The sequence below is a fragment of the Actinomycetes bacterium genome, from assembly GCA_024222295.1.
Lineage (GTDB): Bacteria > Actinomycetota > Acidimicrobiia > Acidimicrobiales > Microtrichaceae > JAAEPF01.
On sequence record JAAEPF010000002.1, the window covers coordinates 322,777 to 346,260 of the forward strand.

Sequence of the window (23,484 nt, forward strand, 5' to 3'; positions counted from 1 at the left end):
GGTCAACTGGCCGGGGCGTCCTCGTGGCGGGCCACGAGCACCGAGCCGACGAGTCCGACCGTTATCAACATCGCCACTGCAAACCCGGACCGGTAGGCGTCACCGGCCGTGGTGAGCGCCTCCCGGCCGATGGCGGGCCGGCGCTGTCGCTGCTGCATGACATGGCGACAAGCGCTGCTGTGAGCGACGCGATGGCGAGTCGGGAGCGGGTTCGCATCGGCACGCAGCGGACGCGGCTGCCGACAGGTGAGAGCGCGGCCTCACCGCACCCGGTAGAGGCGACGCAGACCGGCGGTAGGGTCTGCGGATGGACACTGGGGAAAGCACGAGCAGCGGGGCGCCCCGCCGGCCGCCCAACGTGGTGCTCATCAACTGCGACGACCTCGGCTACGGCGACCTGGGGTGCTACGGCTCGGAGCTGAACCGGACACCGACGCTCGATCGGTTGGCCGATGAGGGGGTGCGGCTCACCGACTTCTATGCGGCTTCGCCGCTGTGCTCGCCATCGCGGGCGGCCCTGCTCACCGGCTGCTACCCGCCGCGCGTCGGAATGGGGGACTTCGACGGAGCACCCGTGTTGTTCCCGGGCCACCCGATGGGACTCAACCCCGATGAGGTCACCATCGCTGGACTGCTGCGCGACGCCGGTTACGCAACCTCGTTGGTCGGCAAGTGGCACTGCGGCGACCAACCCGAGTTCCTACCCACCGAGCACGGGTTCGACGAGTACTTCGGCATCCCGTACTCCAACGACATGGGCCGCCAGCGCTGGTTCGACGACCTGCCGCCCTATGGGGAGTTCCTGGCATCGCTCGGACTGCAGCTTCCCTTGGACGAGATGCCACCGTTGCCACTCCTCGACGACGACGAGGTGCTCGAGGCACAGCCCGATCAGGCCGGCCTCACCGAGCGTTACCTGGCCGAGTGTGTTCGTTTCATGCGACGCAACGCCGACCAGCCGTTCTTTCTCTACCTGGCCCACATGTACGTGCACTTGCCGATCTACGTGCAGGAGCGCTTCGCCCGACAATCAGGCAACGGCCGGTACGGCGCGGCCGTCGAGTCCATCGACTGGGCGACCGAGGTGATCCTGCGCGAGCTCGACACCCTCGGGCTGGCCGAGGACACGATCGTGGTCTTCACCTCCGACAATGGCTCGCGCGCCCAGGGCGAGGGCGGATCGAATGAACCGCTGCGTGGGCACAAGGCCACGACGTTCGAGGGCGGGCAACGGGTGCCTTGCATCGTGCGGTATCCAGGTGTGGTGCCGGCGGGAACAACGACGGCCGCAGTGGCGTCGCAGATGGACCTGTACCCGACACTGGTCCACTGGTGTGGGGCTGAGCTACCAGCGGACAGGGTGATAGACGGGCGCGACGCTGCAGCAATGCTCGAACTGGGTGAGCGGTCACCCCATGAGTGCTTCCTCTTCTACAACCAGGACGCACTCGAGGCCGTGCGTTCGGGGCGCTGGAAGCTGTTCGTGAGCCGGGCCGGCCGCCCCGTCGATGAGCTGTACGACCTCGAGGCAGACATCGCCGAGGCTGACAACGTGTTCGACTCGAACCCGGGCGTAGTCGCGGACTTGATGGTCCACGTGCAGGCCGCCCGGTCCTCGATCGGTGACTCGGCCACCGGCTCGGCGGGAACCCAGAGGCGGCCGGTGGGTCGTGTGGAGGCCGCCTCGACGCTGACCGAGTTCGACCCGCTGCACCCGTATGCGGTCGCCGAGTACGATCTCGTCGACCGGGGCTGACCCCCCGGAGGGGGACTCATGTTGCGGCGGCTTCTCGCGGTCATAGGTGTGTCGACGATCGTGGCTGCTGCCTGTGCGGTGCCATCGTCACCGGGCTCGGGCGGCCCTCCGGTGACACTGCCCGACAACGGCGAGCCGTTCACGATCGTGTTCATCGGCGACTCCGAACCTCGGATGCGTGGCAACACCAACGCCGAGCTCTCGGCCTATGTGCAGAACCTGCTGTCGTACAAGACGACAACCGAGCGGTACTTCGACGCCGATGGGGGCATCCACCGGATCGATCCGGAGCTGGTGATCCTCGGCGGGGACATCTCCGAGGATCGGGGCACGTCGATCGCCAACGACCTCCCGATCTGGCAACCGCTCTACAACGCCGGGGTTCCGTTCATCGCCGGATTCGGCAATCATGACTGGGACCCCGACAGCTGGGGAGACGGACCGGGGTACTCGCTGGCGGGGCATCTCTCCAACGAGAACACCCGGGCGCTCGTGGCAGAGACACAGCGACGCTCTGCGGCCACGACTCCACAGTTCACGTACCAGCAGTTCGGGCCGACCAGCGCCCACGGGCCCGACACGTACCTGTCTGCCTACAGGGGTGTGGGCATCGCGTCGTTCAACACGTACCTGTACCACCCGAGCTACTTCTACCCGGAAGGTTGGCCGGCGAGCTGCAACCCGCTGCTGGGCGGGGCAGGTTGCCAGCGCTATGTGAGCGCGGAGTCCCAGATCCAGGCGCTGGAGGATGCCCTCGACCCGGATCCCTCGCGCCCGATGCTGTTCGTGCAGCACTACCCCCTCACAACGGGCAGCGGCTGGTGGAACGATTACGGAGTGAGCGGCGCGACCGTTTCGCAGCAGAAGGACCGCCTGCTCGGCCTGATGGACCGCTTCGACGAGGTGGCCCTGCTTGCGGGCCACAACCACTCGTCTGGCCACTACACCCACAACGTCGGTGGCCGGGAACTCAACGAGTACGTGGCGCCCTACTTCGGCGGCGGAAACGGCGAGGACCTCACGCGGGGCGGCGGGTTCGTGGCGCTGCTGGTTTCCTCCACCCGGGGAATCATCGAGGTGAAGACGATTCCCGGCGGCATCGCCTGAGGCCACGCCAGGGCCGATTCGTCTGTTTCAGAGCGTGATGGCGAGGCTGCCCACGTGTTGCTTGGTGCCGAACGCATCCTGGGCGGCGTGGATCTGCTCGAGCGGCCAGGTGCCCCCGAGCACGGGACGCACGTCGCCGGCCTCGATGTGGGCGAGCAGGTCTGCGAACACACCCTCGGGCACGACGGTTGCGCCGATCATCTCGATGTCGCGCAGGTAGAGGGTGCGCAGGTCGACTTCGACGACCGGTCCAGCTATCGCGCCGGAGGTCACGAACCTGCCGCCCGGGTGGATCGCCCCGAGCCACCGACCCACGTCGTCGCCGCCCACCACGTCGGCCACGGCATCGATCCGTCCCGCTGTGGCGTCCACGGCCCGCGCGACGGTGTCGTCGCCTCTCGGAACCACCGCGCCGGCTCCCAAGGCAGAGACCTGCTCCGCCTTCGACGCCGAGGCCACGGCGACGACCTCGGCACCGCGGATCGCTGCCAGCTGTACGAGGGCGGAACCGACTCCGCCCGACGCTCCCGTGACCACGATCCGCTGGCCTCTGGCCAGATCGATGCGCTGAAGCATGTGCTCGGCGGTCGACCACGAACACGCGAACGTGGCGAGTTCGGTATCGGTGAGCGGCGAGTTCACCGGGTGAACGTTGCGTGCCGGCACCACGCAGTACTCGGCGAACCCGCCATCGATCTCGCTGCCCAGGTAGCGGGCGAGCGACCGGTCGGCCGGATCCTCGGGGTCGCGGACCCAGGGGTCGACCAGCACGCGCCGACCGACGAGTGATGCGCCCGCTTGCGACCCTGCGGCGACGACCTCCCCGCAGACGTCAGCGCCCTGGATGCGGGGGAAGTCGATTCCACCCCTGCCCCAGGTGGCGTTGTCGGGATTCGACTCATCGAAGCGGTCGCCGGAGGTTCCGTCGGTGACGGAGGTGGAGTACCAGCCCACCCGGGTGTTGATGTCGGTGTTGTTGATCCCGCAGGCCGCCACCCTGATGAGCACGTCATCGGAGCCGGGAACCGGAGCGGGCACATCTGGGCGGACCTGGAGAACCTCGGGCCCGCCGTAGCCGGTGAGCAGGGCTGCACGCATGGTGTCGGGCACGAGGGAGGCCATTGGCCGACCCTACGCGGGCCGGGTGGGCATCGGGCGCCGGTCAGGAGAAGGCAGAAAGCCCGGTGATCGCCTGGCCGAGGATCAGCGTGTGCACCTCGTTGGTGCCCTCGTAGGTGTAGACCGACTCGAGGTTGTTCATGTGGCGGATCACCGGGTACTCGGTGGTGATGCCGTTGGCGCCAAGCACGGAGCGGGCCTCGCGGGCGACTTCGAGCGCCATGCGCACGTTGTCCATCTTGGCGAAGCTGATCTGGGGGCTGGCCAGGGTCCCCGCATCCTTCATGCGGCCCACGTGAAGGGCGACGAGCGTGCCGCGCTGCACCATCACCATCATCTCCACGAGCTTGCGCTGGGTGAGCTGGAAGCCGGCGATCGGCTGGTCGAACTGGATCCGCTCGCCCGCATAGTCGAGGGCGGCTTCGTAGCAGGCCCTGGCCGCGCCGGCTGCGCCGAAGGAGATGCCGAAGCGGGCCTCGTTGAGGCAGCTGAGCGGCCCGCGCATGCCGACCACTTCGGGCAGGACTGCCTCAGCGGGGAGACGCACCGAGTCCATGACCAACTCCGAGGTGACCGATGCGCGCAGGCTCACCTTGCGGTGGATCTCCGGGGCCGAGAAGCCGGGCGTGTCTGTCGGAACCACGAAGCCGCGGACCTTGCCGCCATCGGGCCCGTCCGGATCGGTGCGGGCCCACACGACCGCCACGTCCGCGATCGACCCATTGGTGATCCACATCTTGGCGCCATCGAGGATCCAGTCGCCCGAGGGATCCTGGATCGCGGTGGTGCGCATCGAGCTCGGGTCGGACCCCGAGTCGGGCTCGGTGAGTCCGAAGCAGCCGATCAGCTCGCCGGCCGCCATGCCCGGCAGCCACTGCTGCTTCTGTTCCTCGGAGCCGAACGCCCAGATGGGGAACATGGCGAGAGAACCCTGCACCGACACGAAACTGCGCGCACCCGAGTCGCCCGCCTCGAGCTCCAGGCAGGCCAGCCCGTACTGGGTGGCCGACACCCCAGCGCACCCGTAGCCCTCGAGGTGCATGCCGAGCACGCCGAGGGCGCCGAACTCCTTGGCCATCTCCAGGGGGAACCGGCCCTCGTCGAACCATTCGCCCACATCGGGCAGCACCTTGTCGGCCACGAAGCGCCGGACCGTGTCGCGGCCGAGTATCTCGTCCTCGTCGAGCAGGGCGTCGATCGCGAGTACATCGCGGGGATCGACGCCGCCGGGGATTCGATCGTGGCTCATGATGGCGAGCGTAGCTGCGCACCCCGCCAGTAGCTTCGTGCCATGGCCGACGACTTCGAGGACGTCTCACAGTTCGGGCTCACCGAAGAGCGCGAGCAGGTCCTCTACGACAAGCAGACCGAGTGCACCTTCATGTGGACCAACTCCGCCGGCGAGCCGGTGGGGGTGATCATGAACTACCTGCTGCACGAGGGGTCGTTCTGGCTCACCGCTACCCGCCAGCGGGCAAGGGTGCCCGCGATCGAGCGCGATCCCCGGGTGGCGATCGCCATCTCGAGCCGCGGGACCGACATCGGGGTCACACAGAGCCTCACCCACAAGGGCACCGCCACCGTGCACGAGGACCAGGTCACCAAGGACTGGTTCTACCCGGCGCTGGCAGCGCGGGTGCGGCCCGACTCCGAGACCCAACAAGCAGCGTTCGTGGATCATCTTGACTCGCCCGGCCGCGTGGTGATCGAAGTGGTTCCCACCAAGCGGATCAGCTTCGACAGCGAGCTGATGCTGAAGGACTCACCCGCCGGGATGTCGCGCAGCCAGCTCTGAGGTCGGCTCAGCCCTCCTCGGCCACGAGCAGTTGCCGCAGTCCGTGCGCGCAGCGCTGCACGAAAGCGGTGGCGTCCGGTGCGTCCGATCCCTCCCAGTCCGTGTCGGTGCACACCTCGATGGCCCACGGGGCGCTGGTTCCGGTTGAGCGGATCGCGGCCACGAACCCGGCCAGGTCGAACCCGCCATCACCCGGTGGCAGCCGGTTGGAGCGGGTGTCCTCGCCGTAGTCGGCAACAGTGGGCTTGGCCGGCCCATCGCTCACCTGTACGTCCACGATCCGTTCGCCGGGCAGCGCCCGGATCATGTCGATGTCGTCGGCGCCGCGGAAATGGTGCCACGCATCGATGCAGATCCCACCGTTGTCGCGGTCGGCCGCTTCCACCACGGCTAGGGCGTCGGCAGCGGACTCGACCGCTGTCGTCGGCATGAACTCGAGGCCGACCATGAGCCCGTGATCCTTGGCGCGGTCACACAAGGCTCCGAACGAGTCGGCAACCTCTGCGACTCCACCAACGGCGGGGCCGATCACGTGCAGGCTGCGGCAGCCATGCCGGTCGGCCAGCCGGAACGCCGCGTGCTCCGCCGCAACCTCATCTGCGCTCGGCGGGGTCCGACCGTCGGCCGGCAGCCTGAGTGTGTCGATCTCGGCCACGCAGAGTCCGCGTGACTCGAGCATCGCCTCAAGCGCGTCTGCCGTCCCGTCAGCCTCCATGAGTTCGTGCTGGCCGAACCACAGTCCGATGCCGGAGCAGCCCGCTGCGGCGGCCGCGTCGAGGCGGCGGTCGATGTCGTGGTGACGGCCGAGCGTGAAGTGCGACAGGACCAGACCAGGGTCGTCGAACGGGTCACTCGGCCTCGTGGTGGGCGGCATCTGCGATCATTGTCCCCCAACGCGACCAGGAGCGCAGAGATGGGACGACTCGATGGCAGGATTGCCGTGGTCACAGGAGGTGCCAGCGGCATCGGCGAAGCGATCGTCGATCGCTTCGTCGCAGAGGGTGCCTCGGTGGTGGTCGCGGACCTCGACCAGGAGGCCGCCGCAGCGTTGCTCGACCGCCACGGCGACTCGGTCCGGTTCCAGCGCACCGACGTGACCAGCGAGCACGACGTGGCGGCCGCGGTCGGCGTTGCAGTCTCGGAGTTCGGGAGAATCGACGTCATGGTCAACAACGCCGGCATCGTTGGTGCGGTCGGCCCGATCGCCCAGACCTCCGTGGAGTCCTACGACGAGACGGTGTCGGTGCTGCTCAAGGGGGTGTTCCTCGGCACCAAGCACGCAGCGGCCGCCATGCAGCCGCAGGGTTCCGGCGTGATCATCTCCACCGCCAGCACAGCCGCTGTGGTCGGTGGCCTCGGCCCCCACCTCTACACGGCCGCAAAGCACGGGGTGCTCGGCCTCACGCGCTCTGTTGCCAACGAACTGGGCCCCCACGGCATCAGGGTCAACGCAGTGGCACCGGGGTCCACTGTCACGCCGATGACGACCAACCTGCGAGGAGTCACCGAGGCCGACGAAGCCGTGGCGGCGAGGCTCGCCGAGCGCTCCCTGCTCGGGGTCGCTGCGTTGGCCGATGACGTGGCGGCAGGAGTGGCGTACCTGGCCAGTGACGATGCGGGCCAAGTGACCGGCCAATGCCTCGTGATCGACGGTGGCCAGACCGCCAGCGGAACGGAGGTGCACCGCTTCCACGCCGGTAGCTCCGGTGTGCTCCGAGGCGCACCTGGCGACGAGCACTAGCGTGGCGAGTTCATGATCATCGTCGCCGGCCATCTCGACTACGCCGACTCCGCGGCGCGCGGTTCCGTCCTCGAGGCGGGCAAGGCGCTTCAGCAGGCCACTCGCAACGAAGAGCCCGGTTGCATCGCCTACGCATTCTCGGCGGACCCTACCCATGACGGGCGGATCCGCGTGTTCGAACTGTGGGCCGACACCGAGTCGCTCGCGGCCCACTTCGAGCACGCCAACTACCACGACATGCGAGAGGTGTTCCACATGCACCCCCGCAGCGGGGGAGAGGTGCGCAAGTACCGCTGTGACCTCTCCGAGCCGATGTACGACGAGGCCGGCAACATCCGCGCCGACTTCATCACCGCCTGAGGTCGCCTGGCATGGCAGGGCCCGAACCGGACGAGCAGGCGATCCGTGCTCTCGTGGTCGAGTACGCCCGCTGCGTCGACGCGGGGGACTTCGACGGGCTGCAGGCGGTGTTCACACCGGATGCGACCGCTGAGCTGGGTGGCAACGGCCAGAGCAGCTTCGAGGAGCTCAGGGCCCGGATGGGGGAGGCCCTCGGCCGATTCGCCAGCTGGGAGCACATCGTCGGCGACACGGAGGTCCGCCTCGATGGCGACACGGCCACGGCAAGCACGCCGATTCTGGCCCACCACTACCGGGAGCCCGGCCAGGAACCGCCTGTCTACACACTCACCGGCACCTACGAGGACCGCCTGGTGCGCGATGGGTCGGGCTGGCGGATCGAACACCGGTCACTGGTGGTGAGCGGTCGCCGAGGTCGGCAACGGACTGCCTGAGCCGAACGGATGCCGGCCTCGTCGGTCGGGTGTATATACCCACCCGAATGAACGTCGTTCTTGTTGTGTGACCTCCTGCACCCTCGTAATCTCGAGTCCATGGCGAGTGTGGGGGCGAAGGCGCCGGGACCGTTCGTGTCCCAAGCGCCGAAGCTCGGCTTCATAGGCGGTTTCGACGGGGTTCGCGGCATCGGCATCCTGATGGTGCTGTCACAGCACGCGTACAGCAACCTGTATCCCTCGGCTGCGGGCATCGTTGACATGTTCTTCGTGATGTCGGCCTTCCTGATCGTGTCGCTGCTCATGCAGGAGCACCGCGACACCTACGGAATCAACTTCCGCAAGTTCTACGCCCGCCGCGGTGTGAGGCTGCTGCCCACCGCCTACCTGTGCATCGCCGCGTGGTTCGCCGCGGCGCTGTTGTTCGACCGTGACCGGCTCTCGACACTGTGGGAAGAGGCCCTGGCGGCGTTCTTCTATGTATACGAGCTGGTGTTCCCCGTGGGCCTCGCGGCCGTCGACCCCGAGAAAGCAGAGCAGCTCTCGATCAGTCAGTACTGGTCGCTGGCGGTGGAGGAGCAGTTCTACCTCCTCATCGGCGTCACGGTTCTGGTCGCCATCCGCAAGAACTGGATGAAGCAGCTGGCAGTGCTGATGGTCGCCGGTGCGGTCTTCATTGGCGTGCAGCGGTGGATGGGCATTACCGGCCCCTGGCCGGGCGGCCCCACCAACGACGGCGTGCTTCCCCGTGGGCTCTCGCTGCTGTGGCTGAGCAGACCCGACGCCCTCATGTGGGGTGTCGCTCTGGCGGTGCTCAACGCGTACCTACCGGAGCTGACACCGCGCTGGAAGCGCTGGCTCCCCAAGCTCGCGGCCGTCAGCTTCGCGGTCTTCTTCTTCACGATGCTGATGGCGTCGGGCTTCCTCAATGACCTGTTCGGCCAGGCCGGCCTGCCGTTCCCGTACACGCCGATGCAGCCCGACATCGTCAACGGTGAGCTCCAGATGGACGGCGGACTGTACTGGATCCAGTACGGCCACACGGTATGTGCCGTGTCGTTCGCCATCCCGTTGCTCGCCATGGCCCGGATGAAGGACTGGTGGGCCAACCGCTGGCTCTCCTGGCAGCCACTGCGGTGGCTCGGCCGCCAGTCCTACACCTTGTACGTCTGGCACACGCTGTTCTTCTGGCTGCTGCTCGAGGTGCTCGGCCTGGACTCCGTGCTCGGCGAGAAGACCAGGGTGCTGGTGCTCGTGCCACTCGGCATCCTGATGGGGATTCCGATCTACTACGGCGTCGAGCAGAAGATGATGAAGGTGAAGCTCCGCTACTCCTCTGAAAAGGAGGTCGTCGACCTGCACACGGGCAAGATGGTGGACGTGACCGGCAAGCCGGTCGAGGACAACGATCCGCCGCTGAGCCCTGAGGCCAATCGAAACGGCGACACGCCTGGCGCCGACACCGGCGACTCCGGCAAGGCGAATGACTCAGGGGGCACGCCGGGCCACGGAGACCACGTCGGGGTGGCCCAGGACGATGCCGAACTGTCGGCCAGTGACGAGGGCGCAACGCGATGAGCACAGCCAAGGCACCGTTCGTATCACAGGCCCCGAAGCTCGGGCTCGTGACGTCGATGGACGGCATCCGTGGCATCGGCGTCACCATGCTGATAGTCGGCCACGCACTGTTCGCCTACGTGGAATCGTGGGTGACCGTCATCGACGGCTTCTTCGTGCTCTCCGGCTTCCTGATCACCACGCTGTTGATACAGGAGCATCGCAGCACCGGCACCATCGGCCTGCGGGCGTTCTACTGGCGCCGCGGCCTGCGCCTGTTCCCATCCGTATGGCTGTTCGTCGCCGTCTGGCTGGTGATCGGCATCGGCATCTCGGTCGCCCGCGCAGTGGGGGCGCCGATCCCCGACGAGATCCCAGGTCTGACCGACATCCTCGCCGACGGCGCCGCGGCGGTCGGCTACGTCTACCACCTGTTCTTCCCCAACGGGCTCTATGTGATCGACCCCACGGCCCAGAACGACCGCACGATGTGGCACCTGTGGACCCTCGGCATGGAGGAGTGGTTCTACCTCGGCATCGCAGGCACAGTGCTCGTCTGCGTCAAGAAGGACTGGATGAAGCAGCTCGGCGTCGTGCTCGGGGTTGTGTTCGTCGGCATCGCCATCGCCCGCTGGTTCGCCTACACCGGGTTCTTCCAGGATGACGAGAACATGATCGCCGGTGTGCGGATGTTCTTCCTGCAGCGGCCGGACTCACTCATGCTCGGTGTGCTCGTGGCGATCATCAACGCCTACGTCCCGGAGCGAACCACCGACCGGCATGCGCGATGGCTCATGTGGATGGGCACATTCGGCCTGGCGCTCTGGATCCTTATGCTCAACACGTCGAGTGGTGCGGTCCAGAAGCTGGGTGGCCCGTACTTCGAGTACCTGCCTGCCGGTCCGGAGGAGTTCAACCGTCCCGACATGCTCGCGACCACCTACTGGTTCCGCTTCGGGCACACCCTGGGTGCACTCGGATTCGCGCTGTGTCTGTTCTGTCTGGCCCGCTACCGCCACTGGTGGGTGTCCAAGGCGTGGTCGATGAACTGGATGCAGTGGATGGGCCAGCGCTCCTACACGATCTACATCTGGCACGCCCTGCCGTTCCTGGTGATCATGGGCCTCACCGGAGGTGAGGACGCGCCGCTGAGTATGCAGTTGCTGCGACTGCCGTTCATGGCCGCGGCCACGATCCTCATCAGCGTTCTCGTGTACAACAAGGTCGAGATGAGGGTGATGAAGTCGAAACTCCGCTTCACCGGCGACAAGCTCTCCAAGACGGCGGTGCTGGCCGCCCAGGCCGACCTTAGGAAGGCCGAGCCGCAGGACTTCAGCGACGACGCCGGCGATGGCACGTCCGATCCCGAGGTAGGCCAGTCCTCGAAAGCCGATGAAGTGGTCGATATCCGTCCCGACGACGGGGAAACGGTGGACGCGTCCTCCGGGGACAACCCGCAGGGTTGAGCGGCTGCGGGCTCAGTCGCAGCGGACCTCGCGCCGAGAACGGCACCGGCTCCACCCCGAAAGGTGGAGCCGGTCAGACAGAGGCGCGGCTCTGGGTCAGCTCAGGGTCTCGAGAAGCTTCTTGAGCTCGCCCGAGGGATCCTCGGGCACGATGTAGCCGGTCTCGTCGCGAATCTGTTCGAAGTTGTCGCGCACGTCCTCGACACTGTGGCCCTCGGAGTACCAACCAGGGGTGAGTCCGATGAAGTACCGGGCGACGACGCCGCCGGCCACGGAGTAGACCTCGCCGTTGACCGGGCAGTCCTCGTGGGCGAGGTACACGACGGTCGGCGTGACCTCGGAGGGCTCGAGCTTGTCGCCGAGCGGGCCCAGCAGGTCCTCGGTCATGCGGGTCTTGGCGACCGGAGCGATGGCGTTGACCCTGATGCCCTTGGCCTTGCCCTCGTTGGCGAGCACGCGGGTGAAGCCCACGAGACCGAGCTTGGCAGCGCCGTAGTTGGCCTGGCCAAAGTTGCCGAGTAGGCCGGAGTTGGAGCTGGTGTTGACGACGCGGCCGTAGCCCTTGTCGCGCATGATTCCCCAGGCCGGCTGGGTGACGTAGAAAGCTCCGAGCAGATGCACGGCGATTACCGGCTCGAGCAGTTCCGGGGTCATGTTGTGGAAGGTCTTGTCGCGCAGGATGCCTGCGTTGTTGATCACGATGTCGATCGTGTCGTAGGCGTCGAGTGCGGTCTGCACGACGGCTTTGCCGCCCTCCGGTGTGGCCACCGAGTTGTGGTCTGCCACGGCCTCGCCGCCAGCAGCCTCGATCTCGTCCACGACCTTCTGGGCCGCCGAGTCGCTCCCGCCGGAGCCGTCGACTGCGCCGCCCAGGTCGTTCACGACCACCCGTGCTCCGCGGCGTGCCAGCTCCAGCGCGTGGGACTTGCCGAGGCCGCCACCTGCGCCGGTCACGATTGCCACCTGGCCCTCGAATCCGAGATCAGACATCAGTTCTCCTCCATGGGGGAGTTGTGCCGGCCCCCGTCGACCGGTCGTTGACCCGCCACGCTACGGCTGCCGCCCTTGCCGGGGCCAACCGGTGCCGGTGGCGGCTCAGTCGGCGTCGATGCCGAGGGAGTCGAGGGCATAGGCCTTCATGCGCTTGTAGTCGACCTTGGCGTTGGGGGCGCGTCCGATCGTGTCGATCGTGAGAACCGTCTTGGGCGCCTTGTAGTGGGCGAGGTGGTCCTTGACGTGGCTGATCAGGGCGCCGGGATCGATGTCGCCGTCAGCCGGCTCCACCACGGCTGTGATCGCCTCGCCGAACTTCTCGTCGGGCACGCCCACCACCACGGCGTCGGCAACCGACTCGTGGACCTTCAGGGCCTCCTCGACCTCCTCGGGGAACACCTTCTCGCCGCCGGTGTTGATGCACACCGAGCCGCGCCCGAGCAACGTGATGGAGCCGTCGGCCTCGACGGTGGCGTAGTCGCCGGGCATCGAGTAGCGCACACCGTCGTGTTCGATGAAGGTGGCGGCGGACTTATCGGGGTCCTTGTAGTAGCCGATCGGGACATGGCCGGGTACCGCCACCCTCCCCTTGACGCCGGAACCCGCTTCGACCGGGTTGCCGTCTTCGTCGAACACCGCAGCGTTGGAACCGAGGGCGAAGTGTGCGGTCTTCTCCTCGGCGCCGGCCGCGGAGATGGATTGGCCCATGCCGAGCGCCTCCGATGACGAGAACGAGTCGATCAGCAGCATTGTCGGGTGGTGTTCCAGCAGGCCCTTCTTCGCCCCTTCGCTCCACATCACTCCCGACGAGGTGATCAGTACGAGGCTGGACAGGTCCCAACGGCCGGGGCTGGCGTCGAGTGCCCGGATGATCGGCTTGGCGAAGGCATCACCGACGATCGTGAGGCCCCCCACGCCCTCGCGTTCGACCGTGTCCAGCAATTCGACCGCATCGAGATGGCGGTCCTGCAGGCACACCACCGAGCCTGCCTGGGTCAGGTAGATGTTGGCGGTGAACCAGCCGGTGCCGTGCATCAGCGGGCATGCGGGCAGGCCGGGAACCCCTGGCCCGGTGAGTGTGTCGATCGCCGCTGTCACGCCACCGACCGAGTCGGGGTCCTCCGCGAGCAGGGCGTTGCCGGTGGCGCAAGTGGCGCGGATCAGGTCGTCCTGGCGCCACATCACGCCCTTCGGCATGCCGGTCGTGCCGCCCGTGTAGATCATGAGGATGTCGTCACCCGAACGCCCCCACGGTGCTTCGGCGCGCTCGGCCGTGGGCGTGGTCGCCCCCTCGTAGGGGGTGGCCCAGTCGGGGCAGTCGCCGTACCCGTCATCGACCCACAACCAGTCGCGCACGCCGGGCACCCGGGAACGGACCGCCTCGACGCGTTCGGTGAATGCCGAGTGGAACACGACCGCCACTGCGTCCGCGTTGTCCCATAGGTAGGCCAACTCGTCGTCCAGGTAGCGGTAGTTGGTGTTGACCGGCACGAGGCCGGCCTTGTAACAGGCGAACGATGCTTCGACGTATTCGGGGCAGTTGTAGAGGTAGAGCGCGACCTTGTCCTGATGCTGGACTCCGCGGTCGAGCAGCCACGACGCGAGGCCGTTGGCCCGTGCATCCATCTCTGACCAGGTGATGTGGCGCTCACCCTGCACCAGCGCATCGGAATCGCCGAAGCGCGAGGCGATCTCCTCCCACAACTCAGCGAAGTTCCATCCCGGCATCGGTCCCCCTGGGTCCTACGGTCCGGCGAGCATAGGCAAACCCCGCCGTGGAGGTGGCCGTGATCGGTGTCGGGTACGTCACAGCACTGCACGGGTCGCGGCAATCCCGGCGCGCAGTAGGTTGCGCCGATGGATTTCGAACTACCACCCGATGGCGACCCGAGGCGAGTGGCGGTGCGCGAGTGGCTGGCCGAGCATCCTGACCCCTCCGACGCACAGGTGGCTGCGGCCGGCTACGTGGCACCCCACTGGCCCGAGCCCTATGGCCTCGACGCAGACCCGATAACACAGATCATCATCGACGAGGAGCTCAAGGCGGCGGGCGTGAAGCGTCCGTCGAACATCATCGGCATCGGCTGGGCGGGCCCCACGCTGCTCGAGGCGGGCACACCACAGCAACAGGAGCAGTACATCCCGCGGATCCTGAGCGCGCAGGACGTCTGGTGCCAGTTGTTCTCGGAGCCGGGCGCCGGCAGTGACCTGGCGGGACTGTCCACCAGCGCGGTGCGCGACGGCGACGAGTGGGTCGTCAACGGCCAGAAGATCTGGACGTCACTCGGCCACTTCGCCCGCTACGGCATCCTGATCGCCCGCACCGACCGCGACGTGGCGAAACACAGGGGCATCACCTACTTCGTGTGCCCGATGGACGCCGAGGGCATCGAGATCCGCCCGATCGTGGAGATGACGGGCGGACACACGTTCAATGAGGTGTTCTTCACCGATGTTCGGATCCCTCATGAGAATGTGGTCGGCGAGGTCAACGACGGCTGGCGGCTCGCGAAGGTGACCTTGGCCAACGAACGGGTGTCGCTCAGCGGTGGGGGAGCTCTCTGGGGCAACGGCCCAGCTGCATCGGACCTGCTCGAGCTGGTGCGCCAACAAGGCGGAGTCCTCGATCCGGTTATGCGCCAACGGCTCGCCGGGTTGCACATCGAGTCGGAGATCCTGCGTCTGATCCGGCTGCGCACGGTCACATCCGCCATAAAGGGAGAGCAGCCCGGGCCGGAGGCCTCGATCCGCAAGATCCTGGCCGACGAGCACGGCATGCGGATAATGGAGACCGCCAAGGACCTGGCCGGCGCATCCGGGCTTCTGACGGACGGCCGGCCACTGGGAGCAGATCCGGGGATCTGGCACTTCGGCTGGCTGTTCAGCCAGGCACTGACGGTCGGCGGGGGCACCGGTGATGTGCAGCGCAACATCGTGTCGGAGCGTGTGCTCGGGTTGCCGCACGATGTCGACGTGGAGGCCAACAAGACCTGGGCGGAGAGCCGGCGGGCGGCATCCGCAACAGCCTCCTGAACGGCCGACACCGTGCCCCTGGGGCCTTGGGCACACCCTCAGGACACCGCGGGTGCGGCCGTGGCTCCGAGTTCCTACCGTCGGACCCCCTCGGGTAGGTTTGTGCGCAATGGCTTCTGCATCCGACGCATCGTTCACGGCCCACGAGAAGGTCGTGGTCACCGAGGATCTGCCGGGCGTGCCCGCAGGCACCAGCGGCAAGGTCATGCTCCGCACCGGGCTCAGCTGGATCCGTTACCGGGTGCACTTCGACAACGGAGTCGAAGTGCCCTGGCTCGAGGCCGCCCAGCTCTGCCGGCTCAAGGAGTATGAACCGAGCGCCTGAGGGCGCAGAAGCACTGCCATCGCACCAGATCCGCGAACCCGGCTGATGGGGTCGCGCCGCCGGCTCGGCCGGCCACAGACCCAGGGGGCACCACGTGAAGCTCAGCATGCAGGTCGGCTATGCCGGAGGGTTCGCCGAGTCAGTCGAGAAGGTCAAGGCCCTCGAAGCCGCGGGCATGGACATCGTCTATGTGGCCGAGGCCTACGGCTACGACGCTCCCACCTTGATGGGCTATCTGGCGGCGGAAACCGAGACGATCCAGATCGCGTCCGGCATCCTGCCCGTCTACACCCGCACCCCCACCCTCATGGCGATGACTGCCGCAGGCCTGGATGACATCTCCGGTGGCCGGGCGATCCTCGGGCTCGGGGCATCGGGTCCGCAGGTCATCGAGGGCTTCCACGGCATTCCGTACAAGGCCCCCATCGGCCACACTCGCGAGGTCATCGACATCTGCCGTCGGGTGTGGGCCCGAGAAGAGCCCCTCGACTTCGACGGCAAGTACTACACGATGCCGTTGCCTTCGGATCAGGGAACGGGCCTCGGCAAGCCGCTGAAGATCATCACCCACCCGGTCAGGCCTCGGATCCCGATCCATGTGGCATCGCTCGGGCCGAAGAACGTGCAGATGACCGCGGAACTGGCCGATGGCTGGCTGCCGATCCTGTACCACCCCGGCAAGGCGCATGACGTCTGGGGCGACGACCTCGAGATCGGACTCGCCAAGCGGTCCGGCGACCTCGGCGAGATGGACGTGATCGCCGGTGGCCTGCTCGCGGTCGGCGCCGAAGAGGAGGTCGCCCCGATCCGGCAGTTCTCCGCCGGCATGATCGCCCTCTACGTGGGCGGCATGGGCGCCCGCGAGAAGAACTTCTACAACCAGTTGTTCCAGCGCTACGGCTACGGTGCCGAGGCCAAGGAGATCCAGGACCTCTACCTGGACGGCAAGAAGAAGGAGGCGGCACAGGCTGTGCCGCAGTCATTCCTCGAGGAGACGTCGCTGTGTGGCGACGAGGCCTATCTGGCAGACCGCATCGCCCAGTACCGCGAAGCGGGCGTGACGGTGCTCAACGTCGAGGTGATCTCCCGTGACCTGCCATCGGCACAGAAGATGGTGTCCACGGTCAAGGAACTGATGGGCTGAGCGGCTGGCCGGCCGACGCGCTGGCCGCACAGCCAACCTCACAGCGACGCACTGCGCCAGGACGTCCGCACGCGAACGGGCCCCCGCCTCGACGGGGGCCCGTTCGCTGATGCGTTTCCTGTTGCCGCTACGGGGCCGTGGTGGTCGTTGTCGGAGTCGTGGTCGTGGTGGTGGTGGTCGGTGCCGTCGTGGTGGTTGTGGGCGCCGTGGTGGTCGTTGTCGGAGCCGTCGTCGTGGTGGTGGGGGGTGCGGTGGTGGTTGTGGAACCACCTTCGACGATGGGCTCGAGAATCGGCATCGCACGGCTGACCGAGCAGTCCGAGTTGAGGTCGTCGTGGCTCAGCGAGACCATGCCGCCGCCGCTCGGGGCAACTGCGATGCCGCCGTAGGTGGCGCTGGAAGGTCCGACGGTCCCGAACGGCGCCGGGGATCCCTCGACCACACCGAGGGTGACGAAGTCATCCTGGATCGGATTGGTGTTCATCGAGTCGGTGATGCTGATCACGCCGAAGTGCAGCGGGATGACCATCGGGCTCACAGAAGCGTGCTTGATGGAGATGTTGTTGGTGCCGGTGCCCTCGAAGTAGAGCTCGGACCCGAGACCGTTGGCGTTCTTGCAGAAGGCGAACGAGCCGTCGATGATCGCCCCGGTGGTGAGGGGCTGACCCTTGCGGTCCAGCCCGGCCAGGGTGAAGTTGGAGTCTTCGGGAATCGTGGTGGTCGGCGCAGTGGTGGTGGTCGGGCTTCCCGCCCCTGAGGGCGCGGACAGAGCCACGAGTGCAATCGGAACCACGGCGAGCGCCGTGAGCGCCCTGCGTACGAGTCGGTTTCGATGGGTTGAACGGTTTCCCGCCATCACGCCCCCAGGTTGGTGGCCAATTGGCCCTCTCACAGCTCTTGCTACGGTAGCAGAACGGGTCGTGAACACACCAGAGCCCGGGCCCCCACGGGAGTTATTGCCCAAGGGGCCACAGGGTTCTGCCCGAGCGGGGCCCGGGCTGGACCAGCGGCGCATCACGCCTTGGGCGCACCCGGGGCTGAACCCGGTTCAGGGTGGCGCTCAGCGAATGGCGGCCAAGGCCTCCTCGGCCTCGGCCACCACCGACTCCACAACGTCTCCTGCGGGAGTGAGCGAGTCGATCGCACCGACGGCCTGGCCTGCCGGCATGAACTCCCTCTCCGGGTCCACCCCCACCGTGTCGGCATCGCCGCCAAGGTGGTTGACGCCCTCGTTCATCGCCTTGATGAACTGGGCGGGGAACGGCTCCGGCTTTGCGCCGGACCGCTCGAAGTCGTCTGCGTAACCGGTGGTGAGCACGCGGCAGGTCTTGCCCGTGTACGCCCTGGTCACGATCGTGGCGGTCTCGTCGGCCTCGACGATGCGCTCCTTGAAGCCGTTGACGGTCCGTGCTTCCGGCGTGGCGATGAACCGGGTGCCCATCCAGACGCCGGCAGCTCCGAGCATCAGCGATGCGGCGAGCCCCCGGCCGTCGAAGATCCCTCCGGCGGCGACGACGGGCACCTCTGTGCCAACCGCATCCACCACCAGGGGAACGAGCGGCATCGTGGCGATCCGCCCCGTATGGCCGCCGGCCTCGGTGCCCTGGGCCACCACGATGTCGCAACCTGCCTCCACCGCGTCGACGGCGTGGTGCACCTTGCCGCACATGTTCACCACCAGCACGTTCTGCTCGTGGCACTGGTCGACGACCTCCCTTGGCACGCCGAGCCCGGCCACGAACACCGAGGCGCCGCCATCGACGATGGCCTGCACGTTGGCCGGCATGTCCTGTGGCGCCGCAGTCAGCAGGTCCACGCCGAAGGGCTTGTCCGTCAGTTCGCGTACGGCCTCGATCTCGCGGACCATGACGTCGTAGGACATTGTCGATGCCCCGAGGCAGCCGAACCCCCCTGCTTCGGAAACGGCGGCGGTCACGGCGTGGTACGAAACCCCGCCCATGCCGGCGAGCATCACGGGGTGTTCGACACCCAGCATCTCGGTCAGTGCAGTCTGCATCCGGGGAGAATACAGCCGGGAGACCCGGCCGGAAGGGGCCGGTCTCGAGGCTGGTCAGCTTCGGCCGGCGGTGTCCCTGTACGCGCCCGGCCCGGTGAAGCTGTGCGATCCCCAGCGGCGCGGGGTCGCCAGGATTGCGCGTGGGTAGTCCTCGAACAGCCAGCGGGCGAAGTTGCGTCGCGTCCACGCCGTGGCGCCGGCCACCCTTACTGCCGCTCGGGCACCCTTGCGGTGGCGGAGCGCACGCACCAGCAGCGCAGACATCCGGTGATCGGCGACAAGCTCGCTGCGGATCGTCGCTGCGTAGTCGGCCGCGGCGCTTCCGCCTTGGCCACAGTCGATCACCGACTCGGCGGCGCGGACGCCGCTCAACAGTGCCTGGCCGATTCCCTCGCCGGTCATCACGTCGCATGCGCCGACCGCGTCGCCCACGAACATGGTGCGGCGCGTGGCGGGCACGGCAGCGTCGATTCGTGCCGGAATTGGCCAGGCCCGGTGCGTTCCCTCCATCTCGAAGCCTTCGCCCAGCACCTCGCGCACGTGGGGCCGCTCCAGGAGGTCGGCCCAGAGCCGCTTCATCTCCTGCACTTGCACCTTGCCGCCGCGCTGGATGCCGAATCCCACGTTGGCCCGCTCGCCAGGCAGCGGGAAGGACCAGAAGTAGCCCGGCAGCAGGTCGGCCTCGAACGACACGAACAGCTCCTCTGCTCCCCGGCCGCCGACCCCGGACGCGTACTGGCGGAACGCATGCCACTCACCCAGGTAGCCCGGCTGGGCGACGCCGAGGTGCTTGCGCATCGGCGACCACATGCCGTCGGCCGCGATCACCCATGACGCGGCCACTGGTGTGTCCTTGCCGATGGTGAGCTCAACGCCGTCGGACCGCTCGACGGCGCCGGTCACGGCGTGTCCCTCGATCACCTCGGCTCCGGCCTTGCGGGCCACATCGACCAGTTCGGCGTCCAGCTGTGCGCGCGGCACCACAGCCGCGAAGTGGCCCTGGTCACGCGGCAACGCGAACAACTCCGAGTGCCCGCTGGGGGACCGCACCTGGCAGTCCGAGGCCCACATCCAGTCGGACATCGTGGTGGGGTCGACACCCAGGTCCTCGAGCAGTCCAAGGGCCAGCGACGTGAGCCCGTCGCCGCAGATCTTGTCGCGTGGGAACTCGGCCTTGTCGATGAGGACGACATCGAGGCCTGAGCGGGCGAGGGTTATGGCTGCTGCGGCCCCTGCCGGGCCGGCGCCGACGATCGCGGCGTCGTGGATGCGCACGACGCGAGGCTAGGACGCCCCATGCGGGCGGTCACACTCGCGCTGGCTCAGTCGTCGCCCACAGCCATCACGTCGTCGTAGCCGGCGGCGAGGCAGCGGCTGAACAGCTCGGGGTCGGTTATGGCTGCCGGGTCGACGTTGATTCCGATGTTGAGGTCGTGCTGGTAGCTGAGCAGCGTGACATTGGCGCCGGCCCCGGCCATCGGCCCGAAGGGCACGACCGACTCGACCTCGTGGCCACGCAGGTATAGCGGGAGGGGGGAGCCGGGCACATTCGACGCCTGGAAGTCGAGCCCTCGCATCATCGAGCCGAAGAACTGGGTGGTAACCGTCGCCGGCAACCGGTTGAGGATGTTGGAGAGCGGATCGACCAGCGCGTACGCGGGTTCGTGGACCACCTCCGCGAGCCGTCGATGGGTCTCCTCGAGAGTTGCCAGGGGGTCGTCGCTATCTGCTGGTATCTGGAAGCGGGCGGGGACGAACGAGTTGCCCGCTGTGTTCTCGGTGTCCTCGCCTCGAATGCTGATGGGCATCGCCATGCGCAGCGCGTCGAGGTCGGAACCGAGTTCGTGGTGGTACCTGCGCATCCCGAGCAGGATGCCGGCCACGAACGCGTCGTTGAGCTTGCCGCCGCAGCTGTGCCCGGCCGCCTTCATCGGGCCGAGCGGCAGACGCAGGATGTCGAAGTGGCACGAGAGCGACCGGCCCTGCAGGAGCGGGCCCATCGGATGGTTGGCCGGAGCGAGCAACCGTCCGACCGACTCGGTCAGTTCCGTCGCCGACTCCGCAGCGCCGCGCGGATCCGCGACCGCCCCGAGGGCCTTGTCGGCGGCACCCCGGGCGAACTTCGCCGCCATCGCGCCCGACACGCGCGCCTGGTGCGTGGCGGCGTCGAGGAACCGCTCGGACTGGTTGAGGACTCTGACCTCGGGTGCGTCGGGCTGTGTGCGGGCGCTGGGGTCGCGCTCGAGGTCGAACAGCTCCAGCATCAGCTGCACGCCGCCCACCCCATCGGTGACCGAGTGGTGGATCTTCATCAGCAGGGCGCTCGTGTCGCCGTCCCCGCCGGTCACGTAGGTGCACTCCCAGATCGGGCGTGCCCGGTCGAAGCCCTGCATGGCGATCGGCTCTGCGAGGCGGAGGATGTCCTCGACCGTGCCCTTGCCCGGCGCCTTCACGAACCGCAGGTGGTAGTCGAGGTCGAAGTTGGGATCGACCTCCCAGCGGGGTGGGGCGATCGAATAGGGGTTGCCGCGGACGCGCTGGCGGAGCCGGGGAACGGCGCGGCTCAGGCGGTCGATCGCGCTGCGCAGCACGTCGCGATCCACTTCGCCCTTGATGATCACCATCGAGGTGATGGTCGAGCGGAGCATCGGGTCCTTCTCGATGTTCCACATGAGCGCGTCGGCGTCGCTCATGCGCGACTCGTAGTGCATCTCGACCTGCTCGATGCTCTCGTCCGCGGTGGGCTGTGATTCCGAGGCGTCCTGTGTGCCAGCTTCGTCGGTCATCTGGGGTTCCTTCGCGTCGTCGCCGGACCCACCAAACTACGGGGTGCGGCGCGGTTTCGCCCCGCGAACCGGCCCGACCGCGGCTCCGCTCAGGTGCAGCGGTAGTTGGCGCGGAACTTGTCCTGGTCCTGCGCGCCGTCGGGGAAGGTGATCGTGCGGGTGGTGGTCACCGTGCCGCATCCGCCTGACTTGCTCTTCGCGGTTTCCTCACCCCGTGCGTAAGGGGTGGACCACAGCTGCACCGTGATCGACGTATCGGTGTACGTGGGCCAGATCACGACTCCGTGAGGGGTGTTGTTGGTGATCGCGAGGTCGACGCTCGGGTAGAACAGCGTCGCCTCGCGGGCGTATGGGTACCGCGAGATGTACTCCGAGTGCATCTTGTACTCCGGCATGGGCAGCCCCGCGAAGAAAGCGGCGTTGAACAGTGTCGTTGCGAACTGGCTGACCCCGCCGCCGACGTCCTGCACGTACTCGCCGTCGACGATCGCGGGGGCGGCCACATACCCCTTGTCCCTGTTGCGCCGCCCGGTCGTGTCGTTGACCGAGAAGGTCTCGCCGGGGGCGATGAGGATGCCGCGCAGTTGCTCCGCGATGTTGTGGATGTTGCCAACCCGTCCCTGGCAGCACGGATGGTTCGTGGTGAACTCGCCGACCACCTGGTTCACGCCGAGCGTGGAGGCCCACTCGACGCCCTCGGCCGCGGTCATGGTGCGGGTGGGTACGGTCACCTCGGTCTGCCCGGCGAGAAGGGCGTCAACGATGGCGCGGGTGGCGCCGTCACCGCAGCAGACCTCCACGTCGCGGCCCGGCTGGGGGACCAGACCGGATCCACCGAGGGTGAACCTGACACCGGTGGCGTTGGCGAGGATGCCCTTGTTGGCAGCGATCTGCTGGCCGATGACCTCCTCGGAGATCGTGAGCACAGGGTCGTCGCCCGACATGTCCACCGCGACACCGTCGACCAGGGACTGGCCCTCGAGCTCGAACACCTGCTCGCCCGAGGTGACGGTGATCGCCCGCTCGCGCATGGCGTTGGCCTGGTCTACCAGCGGCTGTACCGCCGAGTCCTGCATCTGGGTTGGTACGACGGTGCGCTCGGTGTTGATCGTGATCCGCTCGGTCACGTTGCCAAGAGACGTCGGCACGGCTCCGGCAACGTCAGCGACGGTGAGCTCGATGCCATCCACGGCGGGTGACAGTTCGGCTGCGCCCTCGTTGATCACCAGGGTGGGCTCGACCGGGGCAAGCCGGTCCTCGCCCTCGAGCTCCGCCAGGGCGTCACCCATCTGCGCGTCGTCGACCGACACGGCAACATCCGCGGCGCGAGGGGTGAAGAACGAGCCGGCCCACTCGAAAGGGCGCTTCCACATCGGCACTGCTGTGGCGGTGGCCAGCGCGGCCTCGGTGGTGGCCACCTCGTCGATGCCCAGGCCGAGCTCGCCCGCGGTGGTCGTGAGCGTGAGGTCGCCGGTCTCGATGACCACCTCGGTCTCGGGAAGCTCATTGGCGAGCTCGTCGACGGCACCGGACAACTCGGCGCGGTCCATCCCGCCGACGGGCTTGCCGGCCAGTTCGGTGTTGCGCGCCACGTCGTCGCCCGTCATCGCGGTGTCGACTCCCCACGCGGCCAGGAATGCGAGGAACAGCACCACCGGAATCGCTGCGATCCACAGGAGCTTGCCCTTGCCGTGGGGACTGCGTTGGCGGTTGACCTCAGCTGCGCCCGTGGCAACCGAATCGGTGTTGGGGCTGCCAACCACGCTCGCCATCTGCGCAGTGGCGTCGGACGGTGGCGTGGTGGACGTGGTCTGCTCTGTCGGGTCTTCGGGCGCGCTCACCGGTGAGGCT

General features: G+C 67.6%; 21 protein-coding genes and 1 pseudogene. 11 read left to right on the top strand and 11 right to left on the bottom strand.

Going from position 1 to position 23,484, the window contains the following annotated elements; genetic code table 11:
• Positions 1-2: 2 nt before the first annotated feature.
• Positions 3-158, bottom strand: coding sequence for a hypothetical protein (locus tag GY812_01505; GenBank protein MCP4434162.1), 156 nt, complete (start codon positions 156-158; stop codon positions 3-5).
• A 149-nt stretch (positions 159-307) separates the two neighbouring features.
• Here GY812_01505 and GY812_01510 point away from each other — a divergent pair, with 149 nt between their 5' ends.
• Positions 308-1,756 (top strand): sulfatase, encoded by a 1,449-nt coding sequence (locus GY812_01510; protein ID MCP4434163.1) that lies wholly within the window; start codon positions 308-310, stop codon positions 1,754-1,756.
• 18 nt (positions 1,757-1,774) lie between these two features.
• Positions 1,775-2,863 (top strand): hypothetical protein, encoded by a 1,089-nt coding sequence (locus GY812_01515; GenBank protein MCP4434164.1) that lies wholly within the window; start codon positions 1,775-1,777, stop codon positions 2,861-2,863.
• Positions 2,864-2,890: 27 nt separating this feature from the next.
• Here GY812_01515 and GY812_01520 read toward each other — a convergent pair whose 3' ends face one another.
• Both GY812_01520 and GY812_01525 read right to left on the bottom strand, forming a co-directional pair.
• Entirely contained in the window at positions 2,891-3,985 is a 1,095-nt protein-coding gene (locus GY812_01520; protein ID MCP4434165.1) for a zinc-binding dehydrogenase, read from the bottom strand.
• Positions 3,986-4,025: 40 nt separating this feature from the next.
• Positions 4,026-5,231, bottom strand: a complete 1,206-nt coding sequence (locus GY812_01525; GenBank protein MCP4434166.1) for an acyl-CoA dehydrogenase — start codon at positions 5,229-5,231, stop codon at positions 4,026-4,028.
• Positions 5,232-5,273: 42 nt separating this feature from the next.
• Between GY812_01525 and GY812_01530 the strand changes: the two genes are divergently transcribed.
• Entirely contained in the window at positions 5,274-5,777 is a 504-nt protein-coding gene (locus GY812_01530; protein MCP4434167.1) for a hypothetical protein, read from the top strand.
• Positions 5,778-5,784: 7 nt separating this feature from the next.
• On the opposite strand, the gene GY812_01535 is transcribed toward GY812_01530, so the two are convergent.
• Positions 5,785-6,651, bottom strand: coding sequence for a sugar phosphate isomerase/epimerase (locus GY812_01535; GenBank protein ID MCP4434168.1), 867 nt, complete (start codon positions 6,649-6,651; stop codon positions 5,785-5,787).
• Between the two features lie 39 nt (positions 6,652-6,690).
• Here GY812_01535 and GY812_01540 point away from each other — a divergent pair, with 39 nt between their 5' ends.
• From GY812_01540 to GY812_01560, 5 genes are all read left to right on the top strand, one after another.
• Complete coding sequence (locus tag GY812_01540; protein ID MCP4434169.1) at positions 6,691-7,518, top strand: glucose 1-dehydrogenase; 828 nt, start codon at positions 6,691-6,693, stop codon at positions 7,516-7,518.
• 12 nt (positions 7,519-7,530) lie between these two features.
• On the top strand, positions 7,531-7,878 hold the full coding sequence (locus tag GY812_01545) for an antibiotic biosynthesis monooxygenase (protein ID MCP4434170.1): 348 nt from the start codon (positions 7,531-7,533) through the stop codon (positions 7,876-7,878).
• Positions 7,879-7,889: 11 nt separating this feature from the next.
• Entirely contained in the window at positions 7,890-8,312 is a 423-nt protein-coding gene (locus GY812_01550; GenBank protein ID MCP4434171.1) for a nuclear transport factor 2 family protein, read from the top strand.
• Between the two features lie 99 nt (positions 8,313-8,411).
• Positions 8,412-9,890 (top strand): acyltransferase, encoded by a 1,479-nt coding sequence (locus GY812_01555; protein ID MCP4434172.1) that lies wholly within the window; start codon positions 8,412-8,414, stop codon positions 9,888-9,890.
• The gene (locus tag GY812_01560) at positions 9,887-11,335 is read left to right on the top strand and encodes an acyltransferase (protein MCP4434173.1); all 1,449 of its coding nucleotides are present in this window, start codon (positions 9,887-9,889) and stop codon (positions 11,333-11,335) included. The genes GY812_01555 and GY812_01560 overlap by 4 nt, the downstream gene beginning before the upstream one ends.
• A 96-nt stretch (positions 11,336-11,431) precedes the next feature.
• On the opposite strand, the gene GY812_01565 is transcribed toward GY812_01560, so the two are convergent.
• On the bottom strand, positions 11,432-12,325 hold the full coding sequence (locus tag GY812_01565; GenBank protein ID MCP4434174.1) for an SDR family oxidoreductase: 894 nt from the start codon (positions 12,323-12,325) through the stop codon (positions 11,432-11,434).
• Positions 12,326-12,430: 105 nt separating this feature from the next.
• The gene (locus GY812_01570) at positions 12,431-14,056 is read right to left on the bottom strand and encodes an acyl-CoA synthetase (protein MCP4434175.1); all 1,626 of its coding nucleotides are present in this window, start codon (positions 14,054-14,056) and stop codon (positions 12,431-12,433) included.
• Between the two features lie 129 nt (positions 14,057-14,185).
• Here GY812_01570 and GY812_01575 point away from each other — a divergent pair, with 129 nt between their 5' ends.
• From GY812_01575 to GY812_01585, 3 genes are all read left to right on the top strand, one after another.
• The gene (locus GY812_01575) at positions 14,186-15,361 is read left to right on the top strand and encodes an acyl-CoA dehydrogenase (protein MCP4434176.1); all 1,176 of its coding nucleotides are present in this window, start codon (positions 14,186-14,188) and stop codon (positions 15,359-15,361) included.
• 109 nt (positions 15,362-15,470) lie between these two features.
• Positions 15,471-15,686, top strand: a complete 216-nt coding sequence (locus GY812_01580; protein MCP4434177.1) for a hypothetical protein — start codon at positions 15,471-15,473, stop codon at positions 15,684-15,686.
• A gap of 94 nt (positions 15,687-15,780) precedes the next feature.
• Positions 15,781-16,830, top strand: coding sequence for an LLM class F420-dependent oxidoreductase (locus GY812_01585; protein ID MCP4434178.1), 1,050 nt, complete (start codon positions 15,781-15,783; stop codon positions 16,828-16,830).
• A 127-nt stretch (positions 16,831-16,957) separates the two neighbouring features.
• Here the strand turns inward: GY812_01585 and GY812_01590 are convergent.
• The 5 genes and pseudogenes from GY812_01590 to GY812_01610 form a co-directional block, all read right to left on the bottom strand.
• A pseudogene (locus GY812_01590) lies at positions 16,958-17,095 on the bottom strand (oligopeptide transporter substrate-binding protein).
• Between the two features lie 795 nt (positions 17,096-17,890).
• Positions 17,891-18,847: a nitronate monooxygenase gene (locus GY812_01595; protein ID MCP4434179.1), complete on the bottom strand. Its 957-nt coding sequence runs from the start codon at positions 18,845-18,847 to the stop codon at positions 17,891-17,893.
• A 54-nt stretch (positions 18,848-18,901) separates the two neighbouring features.
• Entirely contained in the window at positions 18,902-20,122 is a 1,221-nt protein-coding gene (locus tag GY812_01600; protein MCP4434180.1) for an NAD(P)/FAD-dependent oxidoreductase, read from the bottom strand.
• A 47-nt stretch (positions 20,123-20,169) separates the two neighbouring features.
• Entirely contained in the window at positions 20,170-21,633 is a 1,464-nt protein-coding gene (locus tag GY812_01605; GenBank protein MCP4434181.1) for a DUF1298 domain-containing protein, read from the bottom strand.
• A gap of 89 nt (positions 21,634-21,722) precedes the next feature.
• The gene (locus tag GY812_01610) at positions 21,723-23,474 is read right to left on the bottom strand and encodes a hypothetical protein (GenBank protein ID MCP4434182.1); all 1,752 of its coding nucleotides are present in this window, start codon (positions 23,472-23,474) and stop codon (positions 21,723-21,725) included.
• Positions 23,475-23,484: the final 10 nt, after the last annotated feature.

Coding starts and splice junctions, on each gene's coding strand:
- GY812_01505 (MCP4434162.1), bottom strand. CDS start 158: ATGCAGCAGCGACAGCGCCGGCCCGCCATCGGCCGGGAGGCGCTCACC.
- GY812_01510 (MCP4434163.1), top strand. CDS start 308: ATGGACACTGGGGAAAGCACGAGCAGCGGGGCGCCCCGCCGGCCGCCC.
- GY812_01515 (MCP4434164.1), top strand. CDS start 1,775: ATGTTGCGGCGGCTTCTCGCGGTCATAGGTGTGTCGACGATCGTGGCT.
- GY812_01520 (MCP4434165.1), bottom strand. CDS start 3,985: ATGGCCTCCCTCGTGCCCGACACCATGCGTGCAGCCCTGCTCACCGGC.
- GY812_01525 (MCP4434166.1), bottom strand. CDS start 5,231: ATGAGCCACGATCGAATCCCCGGCGGCGTCGATCCCCGCGATGTACTC.
- GY812_01530 (MCP4434167.1), top strand. CDS start 5,274: ATGGCCGACGACTTCGAGGACGTCTCACAGTTCGGGCTCACCGAAGAG.
- GY812_01535 (MCP4434168.1), bottom strand. CDS start 6,651: ATGCCGCCCACCACGAGGCCGAGTGACCCGTTCGACGACCCTGGTCTG.
- GY812_01540 (MCP4434169.1), top strand. CDS start 6,691: ATGGGACGACTCGATGGCAGGATTGCCGTGGTCACAGGAGGTGCCAGC.
- GY812_01545 (MCP4434170.1), top strand. CDS start 7,531: ATGATCATCGTCGCCGGCCATCTCGACTACGCCGACTCCGCGGCGCGC.
- GY812_01550 (MCP4434171.1), top strand. CDS start 7,890: ATGGCAGGGCCCGAACCGGACGAGCAGGCGATCCGTGCTCTCGTGGTC.
- GY812_01555 (MCP4434172.1), top strand. CDS start 8,412: ATGGCGAGTGTGGGGGCGAAGGCGCCGGGACCGTTCGTGTCCCAAGCG.
- GY812_01560 (MCP4434173.1), top strand. CDS start 9,887: ATGAGCACAGCCAAGGCACCGTTCGTATCACAGGCCCCGAAGCTCGGG.
- GY812_01565 (MCP4434174.1), bottom strand. CDS start 12,325: ATGTCTGATCTCGGATTCGAGGGCCAGGTGGCAATCGTGACCGGCGCA.
- GY812_01570 (MCP4434175.1), bottom strand. CDS start 14,056: ATGCCGGGATGGAACTTCGCTGAGTTGTGGGAGGAGATCGCCTCGCGC.
- GY812_01575 (MCP4434176.1), top strand. CDS start 14,186: ATGGATTTCGAACTACCACCCGATGGCGACCCGAGGCGAGTGGCGGTG.
- GY812_01580 (MCP4434177.1), top strand. CDS start 15,471: ATGGCTTCTGCATCCGACGCATCGTTCACGGCCCACGAGAAGGTCGTG.
- GY812_01595 (MCP4434179.1), bottom strand. CDS start 18,847: ATGCAGACTGCACTGACCGAGATGCTGGGTGTCGAACACCCCGTGATG.
- GY812_01605 (MCP4434181.1), bottom strand. CDS start 21,633: ATGACCGACGAAGCTGGCACACAGGACGCCTCGGAATCACAGCCCACC.